Source organism: Caballeronia sp. RCC_10, from assembly GCF_041360715.1.
In the GTDB taxonomy this organism is placed as follows: Bacteria; Pseudomonadota; Gammaproteobacteria; order Burkholderiales; family Burkholderiaceae; genus Caballeronia; species Caballeronia grimmiae.
Map to the genome: position 1 here is coordinate 46301 of NZ_JBFUPT010000004.1, position 23396 is coordinate 69696.

General features: G+C 64.7%; 22 protein-coding genes. 17 read left to right on the forward strand and 5 right to left on the reverse strand.

The annotated features are described in order from the left end of the window. Position 1: 1 nt before the first annotated feature. From AB6804_RS09985 to AB6804_RS10010, 6 genes are read left to right on the forward strand one after another with little or no spacing between them, the layout of a single operon-like run. Positions 2-493, forward strand: a complete 492-nt coding sequence (locus tag AB6804_RS09985; protein ID WP_370886315.1) for a hotdog family protein — start codon at positions 2-4, stop codon at positions 491-493. Continuing rightward, the gene (locus AB6804_RS09990) at positions 490-1215 is read left to right on the forward strand and encodes a 3-ketoacyl-ACP reductase FabG2 (RefSeq protein WP_035965974.1); all 726 of its coding nucleotides are present in this window, start codon (positions 490-492) and stop codon (positions 1213-1215) included. The genes AB6804_RS09985 and AB6804_RS09990 overlap by 4 nt, the downstream gene beginning before the upstream one ends. Next, entirely contained in the window at positions 1215-2441 is a 1227-nt protein-coding gene (locus AB6804_RS09995) for a beta-ketoacyl-ACP synthase (RefSeq protein ID WP_370886316.1), read from the forward strand. The genes AB6804_RS09990 and AB6804_RS09995 overlap by 1 nt, the downstream gene beginning before the upstream one ends. After that, a complete protein-coding gene (locus AB6804_RS10000; protein WP_370886317.1) occupies positions 2438-3685 on the forward strand; it encodes a beta-ketoacyl synthase in 1248 nt (415 codons plus the stop codon). The genes AB6804_RS09995 and AB6804_RS10000 overlap by 4 nt, the downstream gene beginning before the upstream one ends. A 40-nt stretch (positions 3686-3725) precedes the next feature. Further along, positions 3726-4151 carry a hypothetical protein gene (locus tag AB6804_RS10005; RefSeq protein ID WP_370886318.1) on the forward strand — a complete coding sequence of 142 codons (426 nt, stop codon included), beginning with the start codon at positions 3726-3728 and terminating at the stop codon, positions 4149-4151. Positions 4152-4176: 25 nt separating this feature from the next. Further along, the gene (locus AB6804_RS10010; protein WP_370886570.1) at positions 4177-4611 is read left to right on the forward strand and encodes an excinuclease ABC subunit A; all 435 of its coding nucleotides are present in this window, start codon (positions 4177-4179) and stop codon (positions 4609-4611) included. 60 nt (positions 4612-4671) lie between these two features. Here AB6804_RS10010 and AB6804_RS10015 read toward each other — a convergent pair whose 3' ends face one another. Next, on the reverse strand, positions 4672-5412 hold the full coding sequence (locus tag AB6804_RS10015) for a class I SAM-dependent methyltransferase (protein WP_370886319.1): 741 nt from the start codon (positions 5410-5412) through the stop codon (positions 4672-4674). A gap of 125 nt (positions 5413-5537) precedes the next feature. Between AB6804_RS10015 and AB6804_RS10020 the strand changes: the two genes are divergently transcribed. After that, the gene (locus tag AB6804_RS10020; RefSeq protein ID WP_370886320.1) at positions 5538-6785 is read left to right on the forward strand and encodes an NAD(P)/FAD-dependent oxidoreductase; all 1248 of its coding nucleotides are present in this window, start codon (positions 5538-5540) and stop codon (positions 6783-6785) included. Positions 6786-6869: 84 nt separating this feature from the next. On the opposite strand, the gene AB6804_RS10025 is transcribed toward AB6804_RS10020, so the two are convergent. After that, positions 6870-7664 (reverse strand): alpha/beta hydrolase, encoded by a 795-nt coding sequence (locus AB6804_RS10025; RefSeq protein WP_370886321.1) that lies wholly within the window; start codon positions 7662-7664, stop codon positions 6870-6872. A 70-nt stretch (positions 7665-7734) separates the two neighbouring features. Continuing rightward, complete coding sequence (locus tag AB6804_RS10030; protein ID WP_370886322.1) at positions 7735-8067, reverse strand: DUF4148 domain-containing protein; 333 nt, start codon at positions 8065-8067, stop codon at positions 7735-7737. 433 nt (positions 8068-8500) lie between these two features. Between AB6804_RS10030 and AB6804_RS10035 the strand changes: the two genes are divergently transcribed. The 9 genes from AB6804_RS10035 to kdpE all read left to right on the forward strand — a co-directional run bounded on the left by AB6804_RS10035 (position 8501) and on the right by kdpE (position 19907). Then, positions 8501-8887 (forward strand): response regulator transcription factor, encoded by a 387-nt coding sequence (locus tag AB6804_RS10035; protein ID WP_244795633.1) that lies wholly within the window; start codon positions 8501-8503, stop codon positions 8885-8887. Positions 8888-8926: 39 nt separating this feature from the next. Then, positions 8927-10465, forward strand: a complete 1539-nt coding sequence (locus tag AB6804_RS10040) for a sensor histidine kinase (RefSeq protein ID WP_370886323.1) — start codon at positions 8927-8929, stop codon at positions 10463-10465. Further along, positions 10446-11090: a response regulator transcription factor gene (locus AB6804_RS10045; RefSeq protein WP_244795635.1), complete on the forward strand. Its 645-nt coding sequence runs from the start codon at positions 10446-10448 to the stop codon at positions 11088-11090. Before AB6804_RS10040 ends, AB6804_RS10045 begins: the two co-directional genes overlap by 20 nt. Positions 11091-11626: 536 nt before the next feature. Beyond that, on the forward strand, positions 11627-11722 hold the full coding sequence (gene kdpF, locus AB6804_RS10050; RefSeq protein WP_035965954.1) for a K(+)-transporting ATPase subunit F: 96 nt from the start codon (positions 11627-11629) through the stop codon (positions 11720-11722). Further along, positions 11719-13527: a potassium-transporting ATPase subunit KdpA gene (gene kdpA, locus AB6804_RS10055; protein ID WP_370886324.1), complete on the forward strand. Its 1809-nt coding sequence runs from the start codon at positions 11719-11721 to the stop codon at positions 13525-13527. The genes kdpF and kdpA overlap by 4 nt, the downstream gene beginning before the upstream one ends. An 85-nt stretch (positions 13528-13612) precedes the next feature. After that, positions 13613-15697: a potassium-transporting ATPase subunit KdpB gene (kdpB, locus tag AB6804_RS10060; protein ID WP_370886571.1), complete on the forward strand. Its 2085-nt coding sequence runs from the start codon at positions 13613-13615 to the stop codon at positions 15695-15697. Positions 15698-15728: 31 nt separating this feature from the next. Next, entirely contained in the window at positions 15729-16304 is a 576-nt protein-coding gene (kdpC, locus tag AB6804_RS10065; protein WP_370886325.1) for a potassium-transporting ATPase subunit KdpC, read from the forward strand. Positions 16305-16333: 29 nt separating this feature from the next. Then, the gene (locus AB6804_RS10070) at positions 16334-19126 is read left to right on the forward strand and encodes a DUF4118 domain-containing protein (protein WP_370886326.1); all 2793 of its coding nucleotides are present in this window, start codon (positions 16334-16336) and stop codon (positions 19124-19126) included. Between the two features lie 82 nt (positions 19127-19208). Then, a complete protein-coding gene (gene kdpE / locus AB6804_RS10075; protein WP_370886327.1) occupies positions 19209-19907 on the forward strand; it encodes a two-component system response regulator KdpE in 699 nt (232 codons plus the stop codon). An 88-nt stretch (positions 19908-19995) separates the two neighbouring features. On the opposite strand, the gene AB6804_RS10080 is transcribed toward kdpE, so the two are convergent. After that, the gene (locus tag AB6804_RS10080; protein ID WP_370886328.1) at positions 19996-21276 is read right to left on the reverse strand and encodes an MFS transporter; all 1281 of its coding nucleotides are present in this window, start codon (positions 21274-21276) and stop codon (positions 19996-19998) included. 292 nt (positions 21277-21568) lie between these two features. Between AB6804_RS10080 and AB6804_RS10085 the strand changes: the two genes are divergently transcribed. Then, entirely contained in the window at positions 21569-22246 is a 678-nt protein-coding gene (locus AB6804_RS10085) for an HAD family hydrolase (RefSeq protein ID WP_370886329.1), read from the forward strand. A 22-nt stretch (positions 22247-22268) separates the two neighbouring features. Here AB6804_RS10085 and AB6804_RS10090 read toward each other — a convergent pair whose 3' ends face one another. Further along, positions 22269-23252 (reverse strand): porin, encoded by a 984-nt coding sequence (locus tag AB6804_RS10090; RefSeq protein WP_370886572.1) that lies wholly within the window; start codon positions 23250-23252, stop codon positions 22269-22271. Between the last annotated feature and the right edge of the window lie 144 nt (positions 23253-23396).

Sequence of the window (23396 nt, forward strand, 5' to 3'; positions counted from 1 at the left end):
GATGACCGGACACACTTACATCGACGAACACGGCGGCGCGTTTGCGCCGATCGAAACGATCATTCCTCATCGCGGCACGATGCTGCTCGTGGACGAAGTGGCCGCGTGCAGCGACGTTGCGCTCACCGCGCTTGCAACCGTGCGCGCCGACGCGTGGTATGCCGACGAACACGGCGCGATGCCCGCGTGGATCGGCATCGAACTGATGGCGCAGGCCGTGGCCGCGCACGTCGCGCTGATCGCGATGCGTGCCGGCGGCCGTGCGCGTCCCGGCGTGCTGCTCGGCACGCGCAGCTATACGGCCGATGTCAGCACGTTTGCACGCGATGCGCGGCTCACCATCCGCGTGGAAGAAGTGCTGCGCAGCGAAGAGGGGCACGGCGCGTACGAATGCGCGATCGAGCACGACGGCGAGCCTTACGCGCAGGCCGTCATCAAGGTCTTCCAGCCACGCGATTTTCAGACATTCATCGAAGGGAGCATCAGTTCATGAGCCGCCGAGTCCTCGTAACCGGCGCAAGCCGCGGCATTGGCCGGGCGATTGCGTATCAACTGGCCGCCGACGGCTTCGCGGTCACCGTGCATTGCCGCACCGGGCGCGCTGAAGCCGAAGCGGTGACGGCGGGCATCGCCGCGCAGGGCGGCTCGGCGCGCGTCGTGCAATTCGACGTGCGCGACCGCGCGGCGTGCCGTGAGGCGCTCGAAGCCGATGTCGCCGCGCACGGCGCTTATTACGGCATCGTGTGCAGCGCGGGCGTGACGCGCGATGCCGCGTTTCCCGCATTGACCGACGACGACTGGGACGTCGTGATCGAAACGGGTCTCGACGCGTTCTACAACGTGATTCATCCGCTGACCATGCCGATGGTGCGCGCGAAGCAGGGCGGCCGCATCGTGACGATCGCGTCGGTGTCGGGCGTGATCGGCAATCGCGGGCAGGTGAACTACAGCGCGGCGAAAGCCGGCTTGATCGGTGCGACCAAGGCGCTCGCCGTCGAACTCGCATCGCGCAACATCACGGCGAACTGCGTGGCGCCGGGACTGATCGAAACGGGCATGCTCGACGACGTTTCCGTCGATCATGCGCTGAAGACGGTGCCGATGAATCGCGTCGGCCAGCCGGGCGAAGTGGCCGCCGTCGTCAGCTTCCTGATGTCGGATGCGGCTTCCTATGTGACGCGCCAGGTGATCGGCGTGAACGGCGGGATGATCTGATGAAGCGCGTCGTCGTTACGGGCATGGGCGGCGTCACGGCGCTCGGCAATTGCTGGCATGAAATCGAAGCCGCGCTCCGGAGCGGCCGCAACGCGGTGCGCCGCATGCCGGAATGGGACTTCTTCGCAGGGCTTCATACGCGCCTCGCGTGTCCGCTGCCCGCCTTCGAGCAGCCCTCCGAGTGGCCGCGCAAGAAGACGCGGTCGATGGGCATCGTGTCGATGTACGCGGTGCGCGCGAGTGAACTGGCGCTGGCGGACGCGGGCTTGACGGGCGACACGTCGATCAGCGACGGACGCATGGGCGTCGCGTATGGATCGTCGTCCGGCTCGGTCGAGCCGATCCGCGCGTTCGGCACGATGCTCCGGACCGGTTCGATGACCGATGTCACATCCAACAGCTATGTGCAGATGATGCCGCACACGACTGCCGTGAACGTCGGCCTCTTCTGGGACCTGAAGGGACGCATTCTGCCGACGTCGTCCGCGTGCGCGTCGGGCAGTCAGGCGATTGGCTTCGCGTATGAAGCCATCGCCTCGGGCAAGCAGACGATGATGCTCGCGGGCGGCGCCGAGGAGTTGTCGGGCCCGGCCGTCGCCGTGTTCGACACGCTCTATGCGACGAGCACGCGCAACGACGAGCCGGGTCTCACGCCGCGTCCGTTCGATGCCCGGCGCGACGGTCTCGTCGTCGGCGAAGGCGCGGCGACGCTGGTCCTCGAAGAGTACGAGCACGCCGTGGCGCGCGGCGCGACGATCCACGCGGAGATCGCCGGATTCGGCTGCAACTCGGACGGCGCGCACATGACGCAGCCGACCGCGAGCACGATGGCGCGCGCCATGCAGCTCGCGTTGCACGACGCGCGGCTCGATCCGCAAGCCATTGCCTATGTGAACGCGCACGGCACGTCGACGGATCGCGGCGACGTCGCGGAGAGTCACGCAACCGCGCAGACGTTCGGCGAGCGCGTGCCGATCAGCTCGCTCAAGAGCTACGTCGGACACACGCTCGGCGCATGCGGCGCGCTCGAAGCGTGGTGGACCATCGAGATGATGAAGCGCAACTGGTACGCGCCGACACTCAATCTCACCGAAGTCGACGCCGCGTGTGCGCCGCTCGATTACATCACGGGCGAGGCACGCGCGATCGACGCCGAATACGTGATGAGCAACAACTTCGCGTTCGGCGGCATCAATACGTCGCTCATCTTCCGGCGCGTCCGATGAACAAGGCGCAAGGCATGCAGCGCGTCGTCGTTACGGGCATGGGCATCGTTTCGTGTCTCGGCAATACGCTCGATACAGTGAGCGCCGCGTTGAAGGCGGGGCGCTCGGGCGTGACGCGCATCGACGCGTGGCGCGAGCGAGGATTCGGTTCGCAGGTGGCGGCGGTGGCGTCGGTGGCGCATGAGCCGCCCTTCGATCGCAAGCTGGAACGCTTCATGGGCGAGACCGCGCGCTTCGCGTGTCACGCTGCACGCAAGGCCATCGACGATGCGCGCCTGGGCGACGACATGCTGCGCTCGCCGAAAGCGGGCGCGGTGATCGGCTCGGGCGTCGGCGCGATGGCCGAATACGACGCGGCGATGGGCGTCGCAGTGACGCGCGGCATCGAGAGAACGCCGCCGTACACGGTTCCCAAGGCGATGAGCAGCACGGCGTCTGCGAATGTCGCGCAGGCGTTCGGCATCGAGGGCGTCGCGTATTCGCCTTCGTCGGCATGCACGACATCCGCGCTCGCCATCGGGCAGGCGATGCAACTGATTCAGACCGGACGCCAGCAGATCGTGCTCGCGGGCGGCAGCGAAGCGCTGCATGACAACATGACGCTGATGTTCGACGCGATGCACGCGTTGTCGCGCGGCTTCAACGATACGCCGTGGCAAGCCTCGCGTCCTTATGACATCGCCCGCGACGGCTTCGTGATCGGCTCGGGTGCGGGCGTGCTGGTGCTCGAAGCGCTCGACCATGCGCTCGCACGCGGCGCGCGCATCTACGCGGAACTCACGGGTTTCGGGCAAAGCACGGATGGCGCCGGCATGGTGTCGCCGCATGCGGACGGCATCGCGCGTGCAATGCGCATGGCGCTCGACGAAGCGGGCGCGTTGCCCGGCTACATCAACACGCACGCCCCTTCGACGCCGCTCGGCGACGCAGAAGAACTGCGCGCGTTGCAGTCGGTGTTCGGCGCGGACGTGCCGCCGTTTTCGTCGACGAAAGGACTGACGGGGCATCCGCTCGGCGCGAGCGGCGTGCATGAGGCGATCTACACGTTGCTGATGATGCGCGACGGGTTCATCGCGGGAACGGGAGAGCGTAGCGCGTTCGAACCGCTTGCCGAGCGCATGCCGCTCGTGCGCGAGACACGCGAGGCGCAAATCGGGCGCGCGATGTCGGTGTCGTTCGGCTTCGGCGGCAGTTCCGCGAGCCTCGTGTTCGAAAAGTTTCAGCCGTTGCCCGTCGGAGAATGACGGGCGCATCCCTAGCAACAACCACAAGCGAAACCGCACTATGAAAACAAAAATCGTCCTCGCGATGATGGCCGGCGTGCTGATCACGCAAGCCGGCTGCACAACGAAAATCCGCGCGCTGCCGATGCCCGCCGCGCTGCAGACGCAAAAGCCGAACGACGTCGCGGTGTATTTCGGCGATCAGAAGCACGCGAACGTCAAGACGATGTTCGGCAGCAAGGAAGCAGCGGTGCGTGTGGCCCGCACGATGGACGGTCAGGAAGCGACCTGCAATATCGCGCTCGGCAAGGCGCTCGACCAGTTGCGCGACTATGCACGCGAGCAGCATGCCGATGCGGTCATCAACGTCACGACGCGCTTTCAGCACACGCAGACCACGTCAGCGAACGAGTTCGTCTGTGGCGCGAGCAACAACGGATCGACGCTTGCCGTGCGCGGTGATGTCGTAAAGCTGGACGTCGAATAAGCCAACCAACACGGACATGACCACCATGAAGCGTTTTTTTATTTGTGCGGCAGCCGTTGCAGCGCTCTTCTCGTCGCAATCGTTCGCGCGCAATACGATCAGGATCTATCCTGTCGCGCCCGCTCTGGTTAGCGAGCCCGACAAGGTCGACAAGAACATTCCGCTGTATTTCGCGGGGCAAGCGCATCCGCGTGTCGTGAAATCGCTCGGCGAATTCGCGACCAACAAGAAGACCAACGCGTTCGGCAAGAGCGACGAGGACGCGTGCAAGCACGTGTTTCTCTCGGCTGTGAGGGAGTTGCAGGAGCGCGCACGCAAGGAAGGCGGCAACGCGGTGATCAATATCAAGAGCAACTACCAGAACGTGGAGCGCGAGAGCGCGACCGAGTTCACGTGCGGCGCGGGCGCCGTGGTTGCAGGCGTCGCGTTGAAGGGTGAAGTGGTCAAGCTGAAAGACTGAGGTCGAAGCGCGAAGCGGCGCGTGCCTCGATGCACGCGCCGCATGAACGCCGTGCGCTGCTCAGGCGGTTTTTCTCGCGACGACGTTGACGAGCGTTTCACGCCGCTTGCCGGGCTTCGGCACGTAGAGGCCGATGCGCTCGAGCAGCCCGAAGTCTTTCGCGCGGCTCCACCAGAGATACGGCAGCGAGACGTTGTGCGGCCCGAAGTCGAAGCCGCCCTTGCGGATCATGTCGAGATAGCCGTCGGCGCTCTTTTGCACTTGCATCGGATGACGAAACAGCAGCCGGATGACCCACGACTTGATGTACGCATCCGTCGATTCCGCGAACATCAGCACGCCGCCCGGCTTGAGCACTCGGCGGAACTCGGCGAGCGCGCGTTCCTGTTCGACGAGGTGATGAAACGTCTGGTGACAGAAGACGACGTCGGCGCTTGCGTCCGGCAGCGGCAGGTTCGCGCAGTCGCCGTGAAGCAGTTCGATCGTCGTCGCTGCGGTTTCCGGACGATGCGCGCAGGCCCGCGCGGATTGCGCCGCAAGCGCGAGCGATGGCTCGTGGAAGTCGATGCCCACGATGCGCTGCGGCTTGAACGCTTGCGCAAGGAGACGGAACGAAATGCCCTGACCGCAGCCGACATCGACGATCACGGGCGCGGCGGGCAACGGAGCGTCGATGAGGCGTTTGAGGTCGTCGATCGCGACACGCAGAACATGATGTTCCCACGTGTGCGTGCGTAAAAACCAGACGCCGAAAGAAGTCTCGGGCACGAACGGCACATTGGATGATTCGGTGAACTGCACGATTGGATTCGGTAAAGAGGTGTCTTGAGGTTTTGATGCATGGTCCGCGTGTGATTGTAATCGCTGGTGCGTGAATCATGTGTCTTGTTCGCAATACGTTGCCGTGTGCAGCGAGGAAATTTGAAATGAGTCAAGAAAGTTCGGTGAAGACAAACGTCGATGTAGCCATCATCGGCGCGGGGCCATCGGGCGCGGTGGCTGCCGCGCTGTTGCGAAAAGCGGGACGCTCGGTGCTCGTGCTCGAACGCCAGCATTTCCCGCGTTTTTCGATCGGCGAAAGTCTGTTGCCGCAAAGCATGGCGTATCTGGAAGAAGCGGGGATGCTGCGCGCGGTCGTGGAAGCGGGCTTCCAGTACAAGAATGGCGCGCAATTCGTGTATCGGGATAAAGCGTCGGCCTACGACTTCCGCGACAAGCACTCGGAAGGATGGGGCACGACGTATCAGGTCGAGCGCGCGGTGTTCGACGATCTGCTGATTCGCTGCGCGGCCGAACAGGGCGCGGACGTCCGCTTCGGGCATACCGTGCTCGCCATGGAAACGGGCGATGCACCCGTGCTCGATGTCGTCGACGAGGCCGGCGCGCGGTATCAGGTTCACGCGCGCTTCGTGCTCGACGCGAGCGGTTTCGGCCGCGTGCTGCCGCGCCTCCTGAACCTCGAAGCGCCGACGCGCATGCCGACGCGCGCCGCCATCTTCACGCATGTGCGCGACGGCATTCCGGTCGAAGCTCACGATCGCAGCAAGATCACGGTGGCGGTGCATCCCGAGCATCGCGACGTATGGTACTGGATGATTCCGCTGGCGAACGGGCGGTCGTCCGTCGGATGCGTCGCGGAAGCGGCGTTTCTGGATGTGGACGAGGCCGAGCGCGAGCAGAAGCTCCGTTTGCTGATCCAGAGCGAGCCGAACCTGAACCGGTTGATCGGCAATGCGCCTTTCCTGATGCCGGTGCGGCATATCGGCGGTTATTCGGCGAACGTCGAGAAACTGCATGGCGCGGGCTATGCGCTGCTCGGCAATGCGGGCGAGTTTCTCGATCCGGTGTTCTCGTCGGGCGTGACGATCGCCTTGCGGTCCGCGCATCTCGCGGTTCAGGCGCTGGAGCGTCAACTGAATGGCGATGTCATCGACTGGCACACGGAATACGACGCGCCCTTGCGCAAAGGCATCGATACCTTCCGTGCGTTCGTCGAGCGCTGGTATTCGGGCAAGCTGCCGGACATCATCTTTGCGCCGGATCAGACGCCGGTCATCCGACGAATGGTCAGCTCCGTGCTGGCCGGTTATGCGTGGGACGAAACGAATCCCTACGTCGCCGATGCCGCGCGTCGGCTCGATACCCTGCATGAAGCGTGCATGCAGCGAGGCTGACCACGCTCGTCCGCCGCTCGCATCATTCGATGCGGCGCGGACGATTGCCGCTGCATGAGTCCGCTGCTTTCACGGACTTCATGTTCAAGGCTGCGCGTGCCGCGCCGCGTCCTCGATGACTGCTGCCACCTGCCGCGGACGCGACTCATACACGGAATGACTCGCGCCCGGTATCACGGTCGTGTGGCTATGCGCCCGCTCGTAATACCAGCGTTCGAGATCGGGATTGATGATCTTGTCGCCACCCGCGACGATGCCCCAGCTCGGCTTCGACGTCCACGCCGCAGCGGTCAACGGTGTCGAGAAGACATCCGCCGCCGTTGGCATCTGCGCATGTGCTTCGAACCTGGCTTTGGCAGGTGCAAGATCGGCCGCGAAGTCTTTCGGGAACACAGCCGGATTGAGGTACGTGTAGCCATCGGCGGTTTTCTCGACGGCGCCGGATTGCATCGACGTATCACTCGGCATGCGTTTGCCGAGCGCGCTTTCATCCTCCCCGACGGCGGGCGCATGCGCCGCGACATAAACCAGCCCGACGACGTTCGGATGCACGCCGGCTTCCGTAATCACCGAGCCGCCATAACTATGACCGACGAGTATCGTCGGGCCGTCCTGCACGTCGAGCACGCGGCGGGCGGCCGCCACATCGCCGGCAAGGGACGTCAACGGTTCCTGCACCACGCTGACGTGATACCCGTCCTTCACGAGGATGTCGTAGACCGGCTGCCAGCCGGAGCCATCGACCCACGCGCCGTGGACGAGAACGATATTCCTGACCGGCGCGGACGAAGGCGCGGAAACCGGCGCGGCGGCGAGCGCGGATGAAGCAAGACCAGCGGCAACCGCGAGCGCGATAGCGGCATGCGAGAGAAATTTCACGAGACACTCCGTCAACGGATACAAGCGCTTGGAAAAGCGGCGGGCGGGCCAGGCCGCCCGGCCGCGACTATCAACTGCCGAAGTAAGGCGTGCAGAAGTCAGCCGGTCCGACGCAGGTCGATTGCATCGACGTGCGCGCCGGCGCGCCCGACGACGTGCGCTGCTGCACGCCGCCGAAACCGCCGCTCGTCTCTTCGGCGGCGATTTTCGCTTCTGCGGCCTGGATGTCGTCGGGATAGTGCGGATCGCTCGCAACCGCCGGGTTGTAACCCGCTTGCTCGACGCGCACCAGATCCGCGCGGACCTCGGCGCGGGTGAGGGGACCATTCGACTGTGCGAAGCTCAAAGCGGGCGCGGCGAGGGCGCTGACGGCAACGGCGACGGAAACGAGGATCTTCTTCATGATTGACACTCCTTGGATGGATTGAATGACTGGGATGCGGCCCTGAAGCGCCTGTATGCAGTGCATCGGGCGCTGCTTCGTGCGGCTGACCGTGTCATCGATGCAGCCGTGAGTGAAATGTAGTCGGGCGTGGCTTGCCGGCCCATCGTACGAAGGCGCGCGAGCAGGCACGCTGGCGTTGGTTTCGCGTGTACGTTCGGATGACCGTGGATGCCTTCGAGAGGCGCGCGGATGACGCTCATCGAACGCAAGGCCAGCCGCCATAGGCAGGCCGCATGACGCCGTCATACCAAGGTATGACGGCGCCCCCGGGCGGCGCATGACCTATACGCACATATGATTTTCGGCGCTCCCCACCCTCGCTAAGATGGCATCACACGAGCGGACCCGCATGACCGGGCCGCGCCGACAGCCTATGATCGAGGACACGCGCTTGACCTTCCCTTTCCTGGTCTCAGTCATCGACGACGACGAATCCGTTCGCGCCGCCACGTCGAGCCTGCTGCGCTCGCTCGGCTGGGAAGTGCATCTGTACCCGTCTGCGGAATCGTTTCTGGAGTCCGGGCATTTCGACGAAGTTGCGTGCATCATCAGCGACGTGCAGATGCCCGGCATGACCGGCTTGCAGTTGCAGCAGCGGCTGCGCGAGCTGGGTCTCGCGTTGCCGATCATCTTCATCACCGCGTTCGCATCGGATGCGGTGCGCAGGCAGGCGCTCGACGGCGGCGCGTTATGCTTTCTCGGCAAGCCGGTGGACGGCGCCGTCGTATCCGAATGCCTGAGTACGTTGCAGCGAACGTTCGATCCCGGCGCCCAGTGAGCGCACGCATCCGTCAAGCCAACGCCATTTCGACTGCCCATGCATAAACCGCTTAGTCGGGCCGATTCGCGCGGCCAACCAAACGAGTCTGTCAGTCCTTTGCGCCCCGAGGTGCGAATTGCATGGGCGCTCGCCGGCGCCCTTGCTCTCACGGTTTTCCTGATCGACGCGCTCACGCCGCTCGACATCGCGATCGCCGTGTTTTACGTGGTCGTCGTGCTGCTCGTCGCGTCGTCGGGCGGGCGCACGGCAACGGTCCGCGCGGCATGGGGTTGCGTGCTCCTGACGCTCGCGGGCTTCGCCCTCTCTCACGACGACTCGGTGTCGACCGGCGCGATCGCCCGTTGCGCGGTGAGCCTGCTCGCGATCGCGACGACTTCCTATCTCGCGTTGAGGAACCAGACCGCGACGTCCGACCTGCGCGAGCAAGTCGAGGAGCGCAAGCAGGCCGAACGGGCGCTCGAACGCACCGAAGCGTTCCTGCTGGATGCGCAGCGCCTGAGCCGCACCGCGAGCATCGCGACGCGTTTGCCCGAAGGCACGATGTGGTGGTCCGACGAGGCCTATCGCATCTTCGATTACACGCGCGACGTGACGCCATCCATCGACGCAATTCTCGCGCGCACGCATCCCGACGATCTCGCGCTCGTGCGCAACGCATACGAAAACGAGAAGGGCGGTGCACCGGTGATCGACGTCGAACATCGGCTGCGGATGCCCGACGGCGCCGTCAAGCACGTGCACTACGTCGCGCATGTGGTGCAGCGAAGCGGCGAGCTGGAGTATGTCGGCGCCCTGATGGATATCACCGAGACGACGCTCGCGCAGGAAGCGCTCGCGCGCTCGACGGCGGAACTCGCGCACGTGACGCGCATTTCGATGCTCGGCGAACTCGCGGCGTCGATCGCGCACGAAACGACGCAGCCGATCGCGGCCATCGTCACGTGCGGCGATGCGGCGTTGCGCTGGCTGAACCGGCCGCAGCCGGATCTCGCGGAAGCGAAGCAGTCGATCACGCAGATGATCCGCGATGCGAAACGCGCGAGCGACGTGATCCAGCGCATCCGCGCGATGGCGAAGAAACACGAAGGGCCCGCCGCGAGGTTCGCGCTGAATGGAACCGTCGAAGAGGCGCTCGAACTGGTGCGCGGCGAACTCGACCGTCACAGCGTGGCCGTGCGTGTGCAACTCGCGGAGCCGTCGCCTGTGGTATGCGGCGACCGGGTCCAGTTGCAGCAGGTGCTCATCAACGTCATCATGAACGGCACACAGGCGATGGCTGGCCAAAACGCCTCGCGGCGCCTGCACGTTGCCACGCGCATGTTCGACGATAATCATGGGCATGTGATCGTCGAGGATTCGGGTCCGGGCATCGGCGAGGAGAGCGCGGGGCGCATCTTCAACGCCTTCTTCACGACCAAGGCGGATGGCATGGGCATGGGGCTTTCGATCTGCCGGTCGATCGTCGAGGCGCATGGCGGCCGCATCTGGGCGGAAGGCGCCGCGCAAGGCGGTGCGTCGTTGCAGTTCATTCTGCCCGTCGATAGGGAGACATGTGATGAGCAGCCGGCTGGATAACGCCGCGAGCAATGCGATGGTCTACGTCGTCGACGATGACGACTCCATGCGCGATGCCGTCGGCATGTTATTGCGTTCCGTGGGACTCGACGTGCGGACCTTCGCATCGGCGCAAGAGTTTCTCGCGTGCGAGATGCCGGACGTGCCGAGCTGTCTGATTCTGGACGTGCGCCTGAGAGGGCAAAGCGGACTCGCGGTGCAGGAGCAGATCGCGGCGAGCGAACTCGGCGTGCCGATTGTTTTCATGACCGCGCACGGCGATATCGCGATGACGGTCAAGGCGATGAAGGCCGGCGCGCAGGACTTCCTCGCGAAGCCGTTTCGCGATCAAGACATGCTCGATGCCGTCGCCAACGCGCTCGCCCGCGACGAAGAACGGCGCAAGTCGCGGCGCTCCGTCGCCGATCTGCGGGTGTGTTACGGATCGCTGACGCCGCGCGAACGCGAAGTAATGGCGTTCGTCGTGGCGGGACTCATGAACAAGCAGATCGCGTCCGAGATGAACCTCAGCGAGATCACGGTCAAGATTCATCGCGGACAGGCGATGAAGAAAATGCAGGCCCGGTCGCTGGCGGATCTGGTTCGCAAGGCGGAGGCGTTGGGCGTCGGGCCGAATCAGGGTTGACCGGATGCGGGCGTCATTGCGGGACGCAGCGCGCTGCCGTCGTCGCTCAATCGCCTGATACGCCGCGCGCCACTGCTCGCCGCCAGCGCGCGGCAGATGCACTGGCGCGTGCTCGCAAGCTATGCGGTCAAGATTCGGCGCAATACATACGCGAAATGCAGCGCGAATAGGCCAACAGCGGCTGTTCATAGCGCGCGAGCATATCGAGTTGCCAACGCGCACGTTGCATTTGCCGCTCGCCTGACGTGCGACTTGCTGCATCGCCAGCAGAACTCAGTCCGACTCCAAGCGCACCACGCAAGTCACTTCCACAACGGCCATCAAGTCCGTTTACACGATTTTTATATCTCCGCTTCATCTCTTCTCAAGTCCTTTACGTCCCTTCTCGTACGCTCCAGCCTGTCTTGAACTGCTTCGAAGGAGAACACGGCAATGGACTTGCTCTACCTCGCCGGGATCGTCCTCGTCTGGGGACTGTGCGCGGCACTCACGAGCGGCTGCGAGCGATTGAGCCGCCGCACGACGGGAGGCCATCCATGAACGCGTGGATGATCTGGCTGGCAAGCGCCTCCGCGCTGCTGCTTTTCGCGTACCTCGTGTACGCGCTGCTTCGTGCGGAGGACCTCGAATGAGCACCAACGCGATAGTGCAGATGACCGTGTTCATCGTCGTGCTGATCGGCCTGGCGATTCCTCTTGGACGCTACATGGCCAGCGTGCTCGACGGTTCATCGGTCGTCGTGCGCAAGTTCGGCCGCCCCGTGGAGTCGCTGTTGTATCGGCTTGCCGGCGTCGATCCCGGCGTCGAAATGTCGTGGAAACACTATGCGCTCGCCGTGATGCTGTTCAATGTGCTCGGCGCGCTGGTGCTCTACGGCATCCTGCGTCTGCAAGGCATGCTGCCGGCGAATCCGCAGGGAATGGCCGGCATGACGCCCGATGCGGCGTTCAATACCGCCGTGAGCTTCGTCACCAACACGAACTGGCAGGACTACGGCGGCGAAAGCATGCTCGGCTATCTGGCGCAGATGCTCGGGCTGACCGTGCAGAACTTCGTCTCGGCGGCCACCGGCATCGCGGTCGTGACTGCGCTGATTCGCGGCTTCAAGCGTCACGGCATGCAGACCATCGGCAACTTCTGGGTCGATCTCACGCGCACCACGCTCTTTATCCTCGCGCCGCTCGCGGTGATCTTCGCGCTCGTTTTCGTGAGCCAGGGGGCGATTCAGAACTTCAGGGCCTATCAGGACGTGCCGACGCTGCAAGTCACCACGTATCAGGCGCCGCAGACGGACGCCGAGGGCCACGCGATGAAGGACGCGGCGGGCGGCCCCGTGATGCAGGACATCAAGGTCGACAGGCAGACCTTGCCCATGGGCCCGGTCGCATCGCAGGAAGCCATCAAGATGCTCGGCACCAACGGCGGCGGCTTCTTCAATGCGAACTCGGCGCATCCGTTCGAGAACCCGACGCCGCTCTCCAACTTCCTGCAGATGCTCGCCATGCTGATCATCCCGGCTGCGCTATGCGTCGTGTTCGGGCGCACGGTCGGCGACGCGCGGCAAGGCTACGCGGTGCTCGCGGCGATGACCATCGCGTTTGCCGTGGCTTGCGGAAGCGAGATCGCGTCGGAGCAGGCCGGCAATCCCGTCTATGCATCGCTCAAGGTCGATACCCAGGCGTCCGCGCTGCAGGCGGGCGGCAACATGGAAGGCAAGGAGACGCGCTTCGGCATCGCGCAGTCGGGCATCTTCACGGTGGCGACGACGGCCGCTTCCTGCGGCGCGGTCAACGGCATGCACGATTCGCTCACGCCGCTCGGCGGCCTCGTGCCGATGCTGCTGATCCAGCTCGGCGAAGTGATTTTCGGCGGCGTCGGCTCGGGTCTTTACGGCATGCTCGCATTCGCCCTGCTCGCGGTGTTCGTCGCGGGACTGATGATCGGCCGCACGCCCGAGTACGTCGGCAAGAAGGTCGAATCGTTCGAGATGAAGATGGTGTCCATCGTCATTCTGCTGACGCCGCTGCTGGTGCTGGCGGGGACGTCCATCGCCGTGCTGACGGCGGCGGGGAAGGCTGGCATCGCCAATCCCGGCGCGCACGGTTTCTCCGAAGTGCTGTATGCGTTCAGCTCGGCCGCCAACAACAACGGCAGCGCGTTCGCCGGTCTCTCGGTGAATACGCCCTTCTACAACGTGCTGCTCGGCATCGCGATGTGGTTCGGACGCTTCGGCACGCTCATTCCGATTCTGGCCATCGCAGGGTCGCTCGCGGCCAAGAAGCGCCTCGCCGTCACGGCGGGCACGCTGCCCACGCATGGACCGCTGTTCGTGGTGCTGCTGCTCGGCACGCTGCTTCTGGTCGGCGCGCTGACCTACATTCCCGCGCTCGCCCTCGGACCGATCGTCGAGCACATCACGATGGTCCACGGCCACTGATTTCGAGGACAGCATGACTCAACAGACGCAAACGCCGCTGCACGCTCCCGGCCAGTCGGGGCGCGTGCGGACGGCTGCTCTTTCGATGTTCGACCCGGCGCTGCTGAAGCCGGCGATCGTCGATTCCTTCCGGAAGCTCGCCCCGCGCACGCAGTTGCGCAACCCCGTCATGTTCTGCGTGTACGTGGGCAGCATCCTGACCACCGTGTTGTGGATCGCCGCGCTCGCCGGCCAGGCGGAGTCGTCCGCCGGTTTCATTCTGGCGATCGCGCTGTGGCTCTGGTTCACGGTGCTCTTCGCCAACTTCGCCGAGGCGCTCGCGGAAGGGCGCTCGAAGGCGCAGGCCGCGTCGCTGCGCAGTGCCAAGCACAACGTCATGGCGAAGAAGCTCAACGAGCCGCATCCGAAGTCGCCCATCCGCATCACGACGTCGACCGACCTCGTCAAGGGCGATGTCGTGCTGGTCGAATCGGGTGACGTCATTCCCGCCGATGGCGATGTCATCGAGGGTGTCGCCTCCGTCGACGAATCCGCGATCACCGGCGAATCGGCGCCGGTCATCCGCGAGTCGGGCGGCGACTTCTCCTCGGTGACGGGCGGCACCCGCGTGCTGTCCGACTGGATCGTCGTGCGCGTCACGGTGAATCCCGGCGAAGCGTTTCTCGACCGCATGATCGCGATGGTCGAAGGCGCGAAGCGGCAAAAGACGCCCAACGAAATCGCGCTGACGATTCTGCTGGTCGCGCTGACCCTCGTGCTGCTGCTCGCGACGGCCACGCTGCTGCCGTTCTCGATGTTCTCGGTGGAGGCGGCGGGGCAAGGGCATGTCGTGACGATCACGGCGCTGGTCGCGTTGCTCGTCTGCCTGATCCCGACGACGATCGGCGGGCTGCTGTCGGCGATCGGCGTCGCGGGCATGAGCCGCATGATGCAGGCGAACGTGATCGCCACTTCGGGCCGCGCGGTGGAAGCCGCGGGCGACGTCGATGTGTTGCTGCTCGACAAGACCGGCACGATCACGCTGGGCAATCGCCAGGCGTCGGCGTTCACCGCCGCGCCGGGCGTGGACGAACGCGATCTCGCGGACGCGGCCCAGCTTGCGTCGCTCGCGGACGAAACGCCGGAAGGCCGCAGCATCGTCGTGCTCGCGAAGCAGAAGTTCGGCATTCGCGAGCGCGACATGGCGACGCTTCACGCGACGTTCCTCGCGTTCAGCGCGCAGACGCGCATGAGCGGCGTCGATCTGTCGCCCGGCAAGGCGTACTCCGGCGCGCCGGACCGCGAGATTCGCAAGGGCGCAGCCGATGCCGTGAAGAAATACGTCGAGCAGCATGGCGGGCGCTTCCCGCAGGAAGTGCAGCATGCGGTCGATGACGTGGCGCGTCGCGGCAGCACGCCGCTGGTGGTAGCCGAGCACAGTGAAGGCAAAGCGCGCGCTCTGGGCGTGATCGAACTGAAGGACATCGTGAAGGGCGGCATCCGGGAGCGTTTTGCCGAGCTGCGCAAAATGGGCATCAAGACGGTGATGGTCACCGGCGACAACGGCCTGACGGCGGCGGCCATCGCGGCGGAAGCGGGCGTGGACGGCTTTCTCGCGGAAGCCACGCCCGAGACCAAGCTCGCCACGATCCGCGCGCATCAGTCGGAAGGGCGGCTCGTCGCGATGACCGGCGACGGCACCAACGACGCCCCCGCGCTCGCACAGGCCGATGTCGCGGTGGCGATGAATACCGGCACGCAGGCCGCGAAGGAAGCGGGCAACATGGTCGATCTGGATTCGAACCCGACGAAGCTGATCGAGATCGTCGAGATCGGCAAGCAGATGCTGATGACGCGCGGCGCGCTGACGACATTCTCCATCGCCAACGACGTGGCCAAGTACTTCGCGATCATCCCGGCGGCGTTCGCGACGACCTATCCGCAATTGCGCATGCTCGACGTGATGCATCTTGCGTCGCCGTCGTCGGCGATTCTGTCAGCGGTGATCTTCAACGCGCTCATCATCGTGTTCCTGATTCCGCTTGCGCTGAAGGGCGTGAAGTATCGCGCGCTGGGGGCGGCGTCGCTGTTGCGCCGGAATCTGCTGGTCTACGGGCTCGGCGGGATCGTTCTGCCGTTTCCGTTCATCAAGCTGATCGACATGGCCATTTCGGCGCTCGGCTGGCATTGAACCGGGCATCACTTCAAAGGATAGCGACATCATGAAAAGCCTTCTTCGTCCGGCGCTGGTACTGTTCCTCGCGCTGACAGTCGTGACCGGGCTGATTTATCCCGCAGTCGTCACCGCGATCAGCCAGGCCGCGTTCGCGCATCGGGCCAACGGCAGCCTCATCGAGCGCGACGGCAAGACGGCCGGCTCGGAGCTCATCGGACAGCAGTTCGACGCGCCGCGATACTTCTGGGGGCGGCTCTCGGCCACGACGCCGAATCCGTACAACGCGGGCAGTTCGGGCGGCTCCAACCTCGGCCCGACCAATCCGGCGCTCGAAAGCGAGATCAAGACGCGCATCGATGCGCTGCGCGCGGCCGATCCCGACAACGCGACGCCGCCGCCCGTCGATCTCGTCACTTCGTCCGGCAGCGGCCTCGATCCCGACATCAGCCCGGCTGCGGCGGCGTATCAGGTGACGCGGGTGGCGAAGGCGCGCGGCATGACCGTGCCGCAGGTCGAGGCGCTCGTCGCGCAAGCCACGGCGGGGCGCCAGTTCGGGATCATTGGCGAGCCACGGGTGAATGTGCTAAAGCTCAATCTTGCGCTGGATGCCGCGAGACCGTGAACGCACCTTGACCACGACGAGCAATGACGATGACCCGCCCCGACCCCGATGACCTGCTCGACAAGCTCCAGCGCGATGAGCAAAAGCGCCGGCGCGGGCGCCTGAAACTGTTCTTCGGCGCATCCGCGGGCGTGGGCAAGACCTACGCGATGCTGCAGGCCGCGCGCCGGGCGCAGGCTGACGGGCGCGATGTCGTCGTCGGCGTGGTCGAAACGCATGGCCGCCAGGAAACGCTTGCTTTGCTCGACGGACTCGAAACCTTGCCGCTTGCGCGCATCGACTATCGCGCAAAGGTGCTGACGGAGTTCGACCTCGACGCCGCCCTCGCGCGCAAGCCGCAACTGCTGCTCGTCGACGAACTCGCGCACACGAACGTCAAGGGCGCGCGTCACACGAAACGCTGGCAGGACGTGCAAGAACTGCTGGACGCGGGCATCGACGTGTACACGACCGTCAACGTGCAGCATCTGGAAAGCATGAACGACGTGGTCGGGCGCATCACCGGCATTCGCGTGTGGGAGACGGTGCCCGATCGCGTGTTCGATCACGCTGACGAAGTGACGCTCGTCGATCTGCCGCCCGAGGAACTGCTGGACCGCCTGCGCAACGGCAAGGTGTATCTGCCGACACAGGCCGAGAGCGCGGTGCGCAACTTCTTTCGCAAGGGCAACCTGATCGCGCTGCGCGAACTCGCCTTGCGCCGCACGGCGGACCGTGTCGATGGACAGATGCGTGAGTACCGCGCCGACCGTTCGATCGATCGAATCTGGCGCGCACGCGAACGGCTGATCGCCTGCGTGGGGCCGGGGCCGCAAAGCGCGGCGCTGGTCCGCGCGGCGGCGCGTCTTGCAGCCGCGCTCAAGTCCGACTGGCTCGCGGTCTATGTCGAGACGCCCGCGCTGGAACGGTTCTCCGACGATGCGCGCGCCCGCACGCTCGATGCCCTCAAGCTCGCCTCCGAACTCGGCGCGGAAACGGTCACGCTCGCGGGCGCCGATGCCGCCGCCACGCTCATCGACTATGCGCGCATGCGCAACGTGTCGAAGCTGGTGGCGGGCGTGTCATCGACGCAACGCTGGCGGCGCTATTTCAGGCGATCCGTGAGCGAACGCATCGTCCGGCAGGCGGCGGATATCGACGTGACGCTGGTCCCGGCGGGCGTCCGCGAAGGCCAGCCGCAGCCGTCGCGTTCGTTCGCCGCGTTTCGGAAGGACATGCGTTCGCCGCCGCGCGCTTATGCTTTCGCGCTCGCGATCGGTGCGGGCATTACGCTCGCCGCAAGCGTGCTGGCCTATCACCGGTTCGCGCTGACGAATCTGGTGATGCTTTATCTGCTGGGCGTGATATTCGCTGCGGTGCGGCTGGGGCGCGGGCCGGGCGTGTTGCTGTCGTTCGTGTCGGTCGCTGCTTTCGATTATTTCTTCGTCGCGCCGGTGATGTCGTTCACGGTCAGCGACACACAGTACCTGCTGACCTTCGCGGTCATGCTGCTGACGTCGCTCACGATCAGCCATCTGACGTCGAGTCTTCGGCGCGAGGCGCGCGTCGCATCGCTGCGCGAGCGGCGCACCAGCGCGATGTACGCGATGACCCGCGAGCTGGCCGCTGCGCTGGTGACCGAGCAGATCATCGAGATCGGCATGCGGCACATCGCCGATGTCTTTCACGCGAAGACGCTCATTCTTCTCCCCGACAGCGCCGAGAAGGTCCAGCAAAAGGTGATCGACCCGGACAAAGACGTCATGCTCGATGCATCGAGTGTCGATCTGGCCGTCGCGCAATGGGTCTACGATCAGCAAAAGCCGGCCGGCTCCGGCACCGACACTTTGCCTGCCGCCGATGCGCTCTATCTTCCGCTCAGGGCGCCGTTGCGCACGCGCGGCGTCCTCGCGTTCGTGAGCGAGCGCATGTCCGATCTCGACATTCCGGAGCAGCGCCGGATGCTCGAGACTTTCGCGGCGCAGATCGCGCTTGCGCTCGAACGCGTCCATTACGTGGAGATCGCGCGGGATGCGCTGGTCAGCATGGAGTCGGAACGCCTGCGGAACTCGCTGCTGTCGGCGGTTTCGCACGATCTGCGCACGCCGCTGACGTCGATCGTCGGGTTCGCGTCCGTGCTGGAAGAGCAGGGCCGGACAGGGGGCATGCAAGCGGAAAATGCTCAGGAGATCGTCCAGTCGATCCACGAGGAAGCGCTGCGCATGAGCAGCGTCGTCACGAACCTGCTCGACATGGCGCGCCTGCAGTCGGGGACGGTTCGGCTCAACCGGCAATGGTTCATGCTCGAGGAGATCATCGGCGCGGCGCTGGCCACGATGCGGCGCACGCTCGAAGGACGGCGTATCCGCGTGAATATCGAGCCGGAATTGCCCTGGCTGCAACTCGACGCAGTGCTGATGGACCGGCTGTTCGTGAATCTGCTGGAGAACGCGGCGAAATACACGCCGCGCGGCACGGACATCGAGATCGGCGCGAGAACGGAACAGGCTGCGGACGGGCGTCAGGTGCGCGTGTGGGTCGACGATCACGGGCCGGGCGTTCCGATGGAAACACAGGCGCAGCTCTTCGAGAAGTTCACGCGCGGCGAGAAGGAATCGCCGCAAACGGGCGTCGGTCTGGGCCTTGCGATCTGCCGCGCGATCGTCGGAGCGCACGGAGGCGAGATCGGCGTGGAAAACCGTGAGGCCGGAGGACGGGTGGGCGGCGCGAGGTTCTGGTTCACGCTGCCCGCGAACGCAACGCCGCCGGATGTCGCGGAAGAACAGCCGTTGACTGGAGCCGCGACCGGGCAACAGGCGATGCCGCGCTCGCAGGTCCCGTAAAAAGCGACACGCATTAGCGCGATTGCCCCGCTTGCGATTACGCCTCACCATTAAGTCACCGCGTCAACTTTCCGAGCGCCCGATGCCCGAATCCCCGAATACTGCGATCCTCATCGAAGACGAAAAGCAGATCCGCCGCTTCGTGCGCGTGTCGCTCGAAGCACATGGCATGACGGTCCACGAGGCGGAAACCGGGCAGCAAGGTCTGATCGAAGCGGCAACGCGCAAGCCGGATATCGTGATAGTGGATCTCGGCCTGCCGGACATGGACGGCATCGACGTGATCCGCGAACTGCGCACATGGACCGCTGTGCCGGTCATCGTATTGTCGGCGCGCACGCAGGAAGATCAGAAAGTCGCAGCACTCGATGCCGGCGCCGACGATTACCTGACGAAGCCCTTCGGCGTATCGGAATTGATGGCGCGTATCCGTGCTCACTTGCGCCGGCGCGATCAGGCGGGCGCGAAGGAATCGGCGGCGGTGACGTTCGGCGATGTCACCGTCGAACTCGCGATGCGCCGCGTCACCAGGGCGGGCAACAGCGTGCATCTGACGCCGATCGAATATCGCCTGCTTGCCACGCTCGTGCGTCATGCGGGCCGCGTGTTGACGCACCGGCAACTACTGCTGGAGGTCTGGGGGCCGTCGCATGTGGAGAGCCCGCACTATCTGCGCATCTACATGGCTCACTTGCGCCAGAAACTCGAGCGCGATGGCGCTCAGCCCGAGCACATCGTGACGGAAACGGGAGTGGGATACCGGCTGGTCGGCGCGGTGTGAGGGATGCCGGCCGGCGCGGCGTTATCGGCGCAAGACGACAGATCAGCCGGGCGGCGCCCGATCGCGCCCGCCCGGCCAGAGCTGTCGTTTACTGCATCGCGAGCTTCCTGATATGCATCAGCGCGAACAAGCTGACGATGGCCGCCGCGATGAGATAGAAACTCGGCGCAAGCTGATTTCCCGTCAAGCCGATGAGCGACGTGATGATGAACGGAGCGAAGCCGCCGAACACCGTCACCGACACGTTGTAACCGACGGACATGCCAGTCGTGCGGTTCTTCGTCGGGAACAGGTCGCTCAGCAACGCGGGCAGCGCACCGAAATAGGCAGCGTTGGCGACCCCGAAGAAAATCTGCACCCCGACTAACGCTCCGAATGTCGGATGGTCGTGCAGCAGTCGAAAAACCGGATACGCGCAGACGAGGAAGAACACGCCCGCCACGATCATGATTCGGGTTCTGCCGATACGGTCGGACAGGTGGCCGAAGAACGGCGCGCCGATCATCTGGATGACGCCCGTCGCGATCGTGGCAGTGAACGCAGCGGATGCCGGCAAGCCCAGTTGCTTCACGGCATACGTGGGCATGTACAGGATCAGGTACGTCGCTACGGTGCCCAGAACCACCGCTCCAATGGCCAATATGAGGCGCTGCCTTTGATCCGTGAAGGTATCGGCCAGCGGCGTTTTCGCCGTTCCTGTGCTGACGAACTCGGGCGTTTCGTCGATGTTCCGCCTGATGTAGTACGCAACGGGGCCGATGAACAACCCGAAAAGAAACGGCAATCGCCATCCCCAGCTCAGGACTTGCTCGGGCGTGAGCGCCGTGGTGAGCCACGTTCCCGCCAAAGCTGCAAGCAGGGTAGTGAGTCCTTGACTGGCCGCTTGCCAGCTGGCAAAGAATCCACGGCGTTGACCACCGTGTTCGGCAAGAAATGCAGTCGCACTACCGAACTCGCCGCCGGCGGAGAAGCCTTGAATCATGCGAGCGAAGACGATTCCGACTGGCGCGAGGATGCCGATCGTCGCGTAGGTCGGCATGACCGCGATAAGCAGGGTGCCGATCATCATCAAGAGGATCGACAGCGTCAGTGCGGCTTTTCTGCCCGCCTTGTCCGCGTAGACACCCAGCATGACCGCGCCGAGCGGGCGCATGAAGAACGAGACCCCGAACGTGCCTAGCGTCAGCAGCAGGGAGACAGTCTCGCTGCCGGCGGGGAAAAAGAGCTTCGAGATCGTGACGGCGAAGAATCCGTAAATGACCAGGTCGAACCACTCGAGCGCATTGCCGATCGATGCAGCCACGATGATTCGCCACGCGCGACGGCTCGGTGCGGTCTTTTCGAGCGAGAAGCTCGGTATATCGGTCATTCAGTCTCTCCTCTTTTCTATTGTGATGTGAACATACGCGGCGCGTTCCGTGAGCGGAATCGTCACCGGCGTTCAGACGCATTATCGACTGGAAATAATCTTCGGGATCGGATTCGTTGCCGATAGTGAGGCGCGCGGCGTGATAGGCTCCACTGTCTTTTCGGACACCGCAAACGGACCATCCGCGCGTCTGGCGATGCCGTCAGCGCCCTTGCAACGTTCGACTACGCAAATCTCCACGCGCTCGACGCATACGCGCCTGCAGCGCACGCACGACAAGGATAATCACGCTTTGATCAAGGCAATTCTGTGGGACATGGATGGCACGCTCATCGAGAGCGAGTCACTGCATCTGGCCACGCTCGTCGAGGCGCTGGCGCATCACGGGGTGGAAGCGGGCGATGAACTGCATCCGCTCGTCTTCGGCAAGACCGGGCGCGAAGTGCATGCGCTCGTGCGTGAACGCTTCGGATTGTCGGTCGACTTCAGCGAATGGTCGGCGTTCCGTGCGCGGGCATATCTGAACGGCGCGCCACGGCTCGTGCCTCGTCCCGGCGCGCTCGAGGTGTATCGCAAGGCGAAGGCGGCGGGCATGACGCAGGCGATCGTATCGAATGCGTCGCGCATGTTGCTCGAAGCGAACCTGCGCTCGCTGGGCATCGAAGATCCTTCGCTCATCACGGTCAGCGTCAATGACGTGCGTCACGGCAAGCCGAGCCCGGAGCCGTACGAACGCGCTGCGTGGCTGCTGCGTCTCGCGCCCGAAGAGGTCGTTGCTGTCGAAGATAGCCCGACCGGTGCGGGCGGCGCGATCGCCGCCAACATGCGGGTGATCGGCTGGCCTGTCGATGACGATGCCGCCGCGCTCTTTCCGCCCGAAGCGCACATCGTGCGTTCGCCGGACGAACTGGCGGCAGTACTTGGTTTGAACGCGATCCCGCTATCGAAGTTACCGGAGATGGACAGGTAACCGAACTATCGCGAGCCTTCTTTCAGAACCGGTCGATCATCCCGACCTGCACCCCGCGAACCGGCGCACCGGGGTAAGCGGGCGGGAGGCCGGTGACATTGACGCCTCGCAGCGTGAACGTCGCATCGCCGCGATTGCGCAGCATCGCGCCGCTCGCGTACAGCATCAGCTTCGGCGATACATCGTATTCGCAGGCAAGACTGAACTGGTCCGCGTCGTTGCCGCCGCCCGAGCGGTCGCGCGCATAGGCATAGCCGACCGATGCTCGCAGACGCGGGCTGAACGCATAGCGCATCGATGCGGACAGACCGTCGTCGTGATAGCGCGGCGAACCGCCATCGCCATTGAAGAACGACAGAAAGGCCGTCGCGTGGCCGAGCCGATACGACACCCCGCCGAGATTGGCTCGCAGTGTCGTCGCGCCGCCGTGCGTTTGCTGATGCGCGTAGGACACACGCAGCGGACCGTGACGCCACGCGAACGTTTCATAGTCGCCGGACAGGCCGTTACCGCTGCCGCTGTCGCGCAGTGCGATCATCACGGTCATCGTGAACCCGTGCAGATCGGGCGACAGGTACGTGATGCCGTTATTCGTGTACGGCGTAATCTTCGACAGATTGTTGAGCCCCGATGCGATGGTCCCCGCGCCGAACGCATCCAGTTGCCCCTTGAACGGAATGTAGATCGGCGAGTACTGACGGCCCGCGCGCACTTCGCCCCACGGTGCGCCCACGCCGATCCACGCCTGGCGATTGAAGAGCGTGCCTGCGGTGGACATCGTGCCGTCGGCGGAACTGAAGCCGCTTTCGAGAGCGAACAAGAGACGCGTGCCGGAGCCGAGTGCTTCGGAACCGCGCACGCCGAATCGCGAGCCGCGATATGCGCCCGAGTCCATGCGCGGTGTCCACGATGAACCGGGGTTCGTAACTTCGATACTCGTATCGATGACGCCATATAGCGTGACCGAGCTTTGTGCGTGAACCGCCGATGTGCAGATGCCGCACATCACGGTCAGGCAGATCGAAACAGAGCGCCTCGCAAAAGGGCGGCGCGTGAGAATCGTCGAACTCATGGAACCTTCGAGGGAGCCGCCGATATCGCGAAAGCGAAGGATTCGAACGGCGGCTTGCACATTGCGCGCAGCCGCCGT

Excerpts from the sequence above, each read along its gene's own strand:
- AB6804_RS09985 (WP_370886315.1), top strand. The coding sequence starts at position 2 with ATGACCGGACACACTTACATCGACGAACACGGCGGCGCGTTTGCGCCG.
- AB6804_RS09990 (WP_035965974.1), top strand. The coding sequence starts at position 490 with ATGAGCCGCCGAGTCCTCGTAACCGGCGCAAGCCGCGGCATTGGCCGG.
- AB6804_RS09995 (WP_370886316.1), top strand. The coding sequence starts at position 1,215 with ATGAAGCGCGTCGTCGTTACGGGCATGGGCGGCGTCACGGCGCTCGGC.
- AB6804_RS10000 (WP_370886317.1), top strand. The coding sequence starts at position 2,438 with ATGAACAAGGCGCAAGGCATGCAGCGCGTCGTCGTTACGGGCATGGGC.
- AB6804_RS10005 (WP_370886318.1), top strand. The coding sequence starts at position 3,726 with ATGAAAACAAAAATCGTCCTCGCGATGATGGCCGGCGTGCTGATCACG.
- AB6804_RS10010 (WP_370886570.1), top strand. The coding sequence starts at position 4,177 with ATGAAGCGTTTTTTTATTTGTGCGGCAGCCGTTGCAGCGCTCTTCTCG.
- AB6804_RS10020 (WP_370886320.1), top strand. The coding sequence starts at position 5,538 with ATGAGTCAAGAAAGTTCGGTGAAGACAAACGTCGATGTAGCCATCATC.
- AB6804_RS10030 (WP_370886322.1), bottom strand. The coding sequence starts at position 8,067 with ATGAAGAAGATCCTCGTTTCCGTCGCCGTTGCCGTCAGCGCCCTCGCC.
- AB6804_RS10040 (WP_370886323.1), top strand. The coding sequence starts at position 8,927 with ATGCATAAACCGCTTAGTCGGGCCGATTCGCGCGGCCAACCAAACGAG.
- AB6804_RS10045 (WP_244795635.1), top strand. The coding sequence starts at position 10,446 with ATGAGCAGCCGGCTGGATAACGCCGCGAGCAATGCGATGGTCTACGTC.
- kdpF (WP_035965954.1), top strand. The coding sequence starts at position 11,627 with ATGAACGCGTGGATGATCTGGCTGGCAAGCGCCTCCGCGCTGCTGCTT.
- kdpA (WP_370886324.1), top strand. The coding sequence starts at position 11,719 with ATGAGCACCAACGCGATAGTGCAGATGACCGTGTTCATCGTCGTGCTG.
- kdpB (WP_370886571.1), top strand. The coding sequence starts at position 13,613 with ATGTTCGACCCGGCGCTGCTGAAGCCGGCGATCGTCGATTCCTTCCGG.
- kdpC (WP_370886325.1), top strand. The coding sequence starts at position 15,729 with ATGAAAAGCCTTCTTCGTCCGGCGCTGGTACTGTTCCTCGCGCTGACA.
- AB6804_RS10070 (WP_370886326.1), top strand. The coding sequence starts at position 16,334 with ATGACCCGCCCCGACCCCGATGACCTGCTCGACAAGCTCCAGCGCGAT.
- kdpE (WP_370886327.1), top strand. The coding sequence starts at position 19,209 with ATGCCCGAATCCCCGAATACTGCGATCCTCATCGAAGACGAAAAGCAG.
- AB6804_RS10080 (WP_370886328.1), bottom strand. The coding sequence starts at position 21,276 with ATGACCGATATACCGAGCTTCTCGCTCGAAAAGACCGCACCGAGCCGT.
- AB6804_RS10090 (WP_370886572.1), bottom strand. The coding sequence starts at position 23,252 with ATGTGCGGCATCTGCACATCGGCGGTTCACGCACAAAGCTCGGTCACG.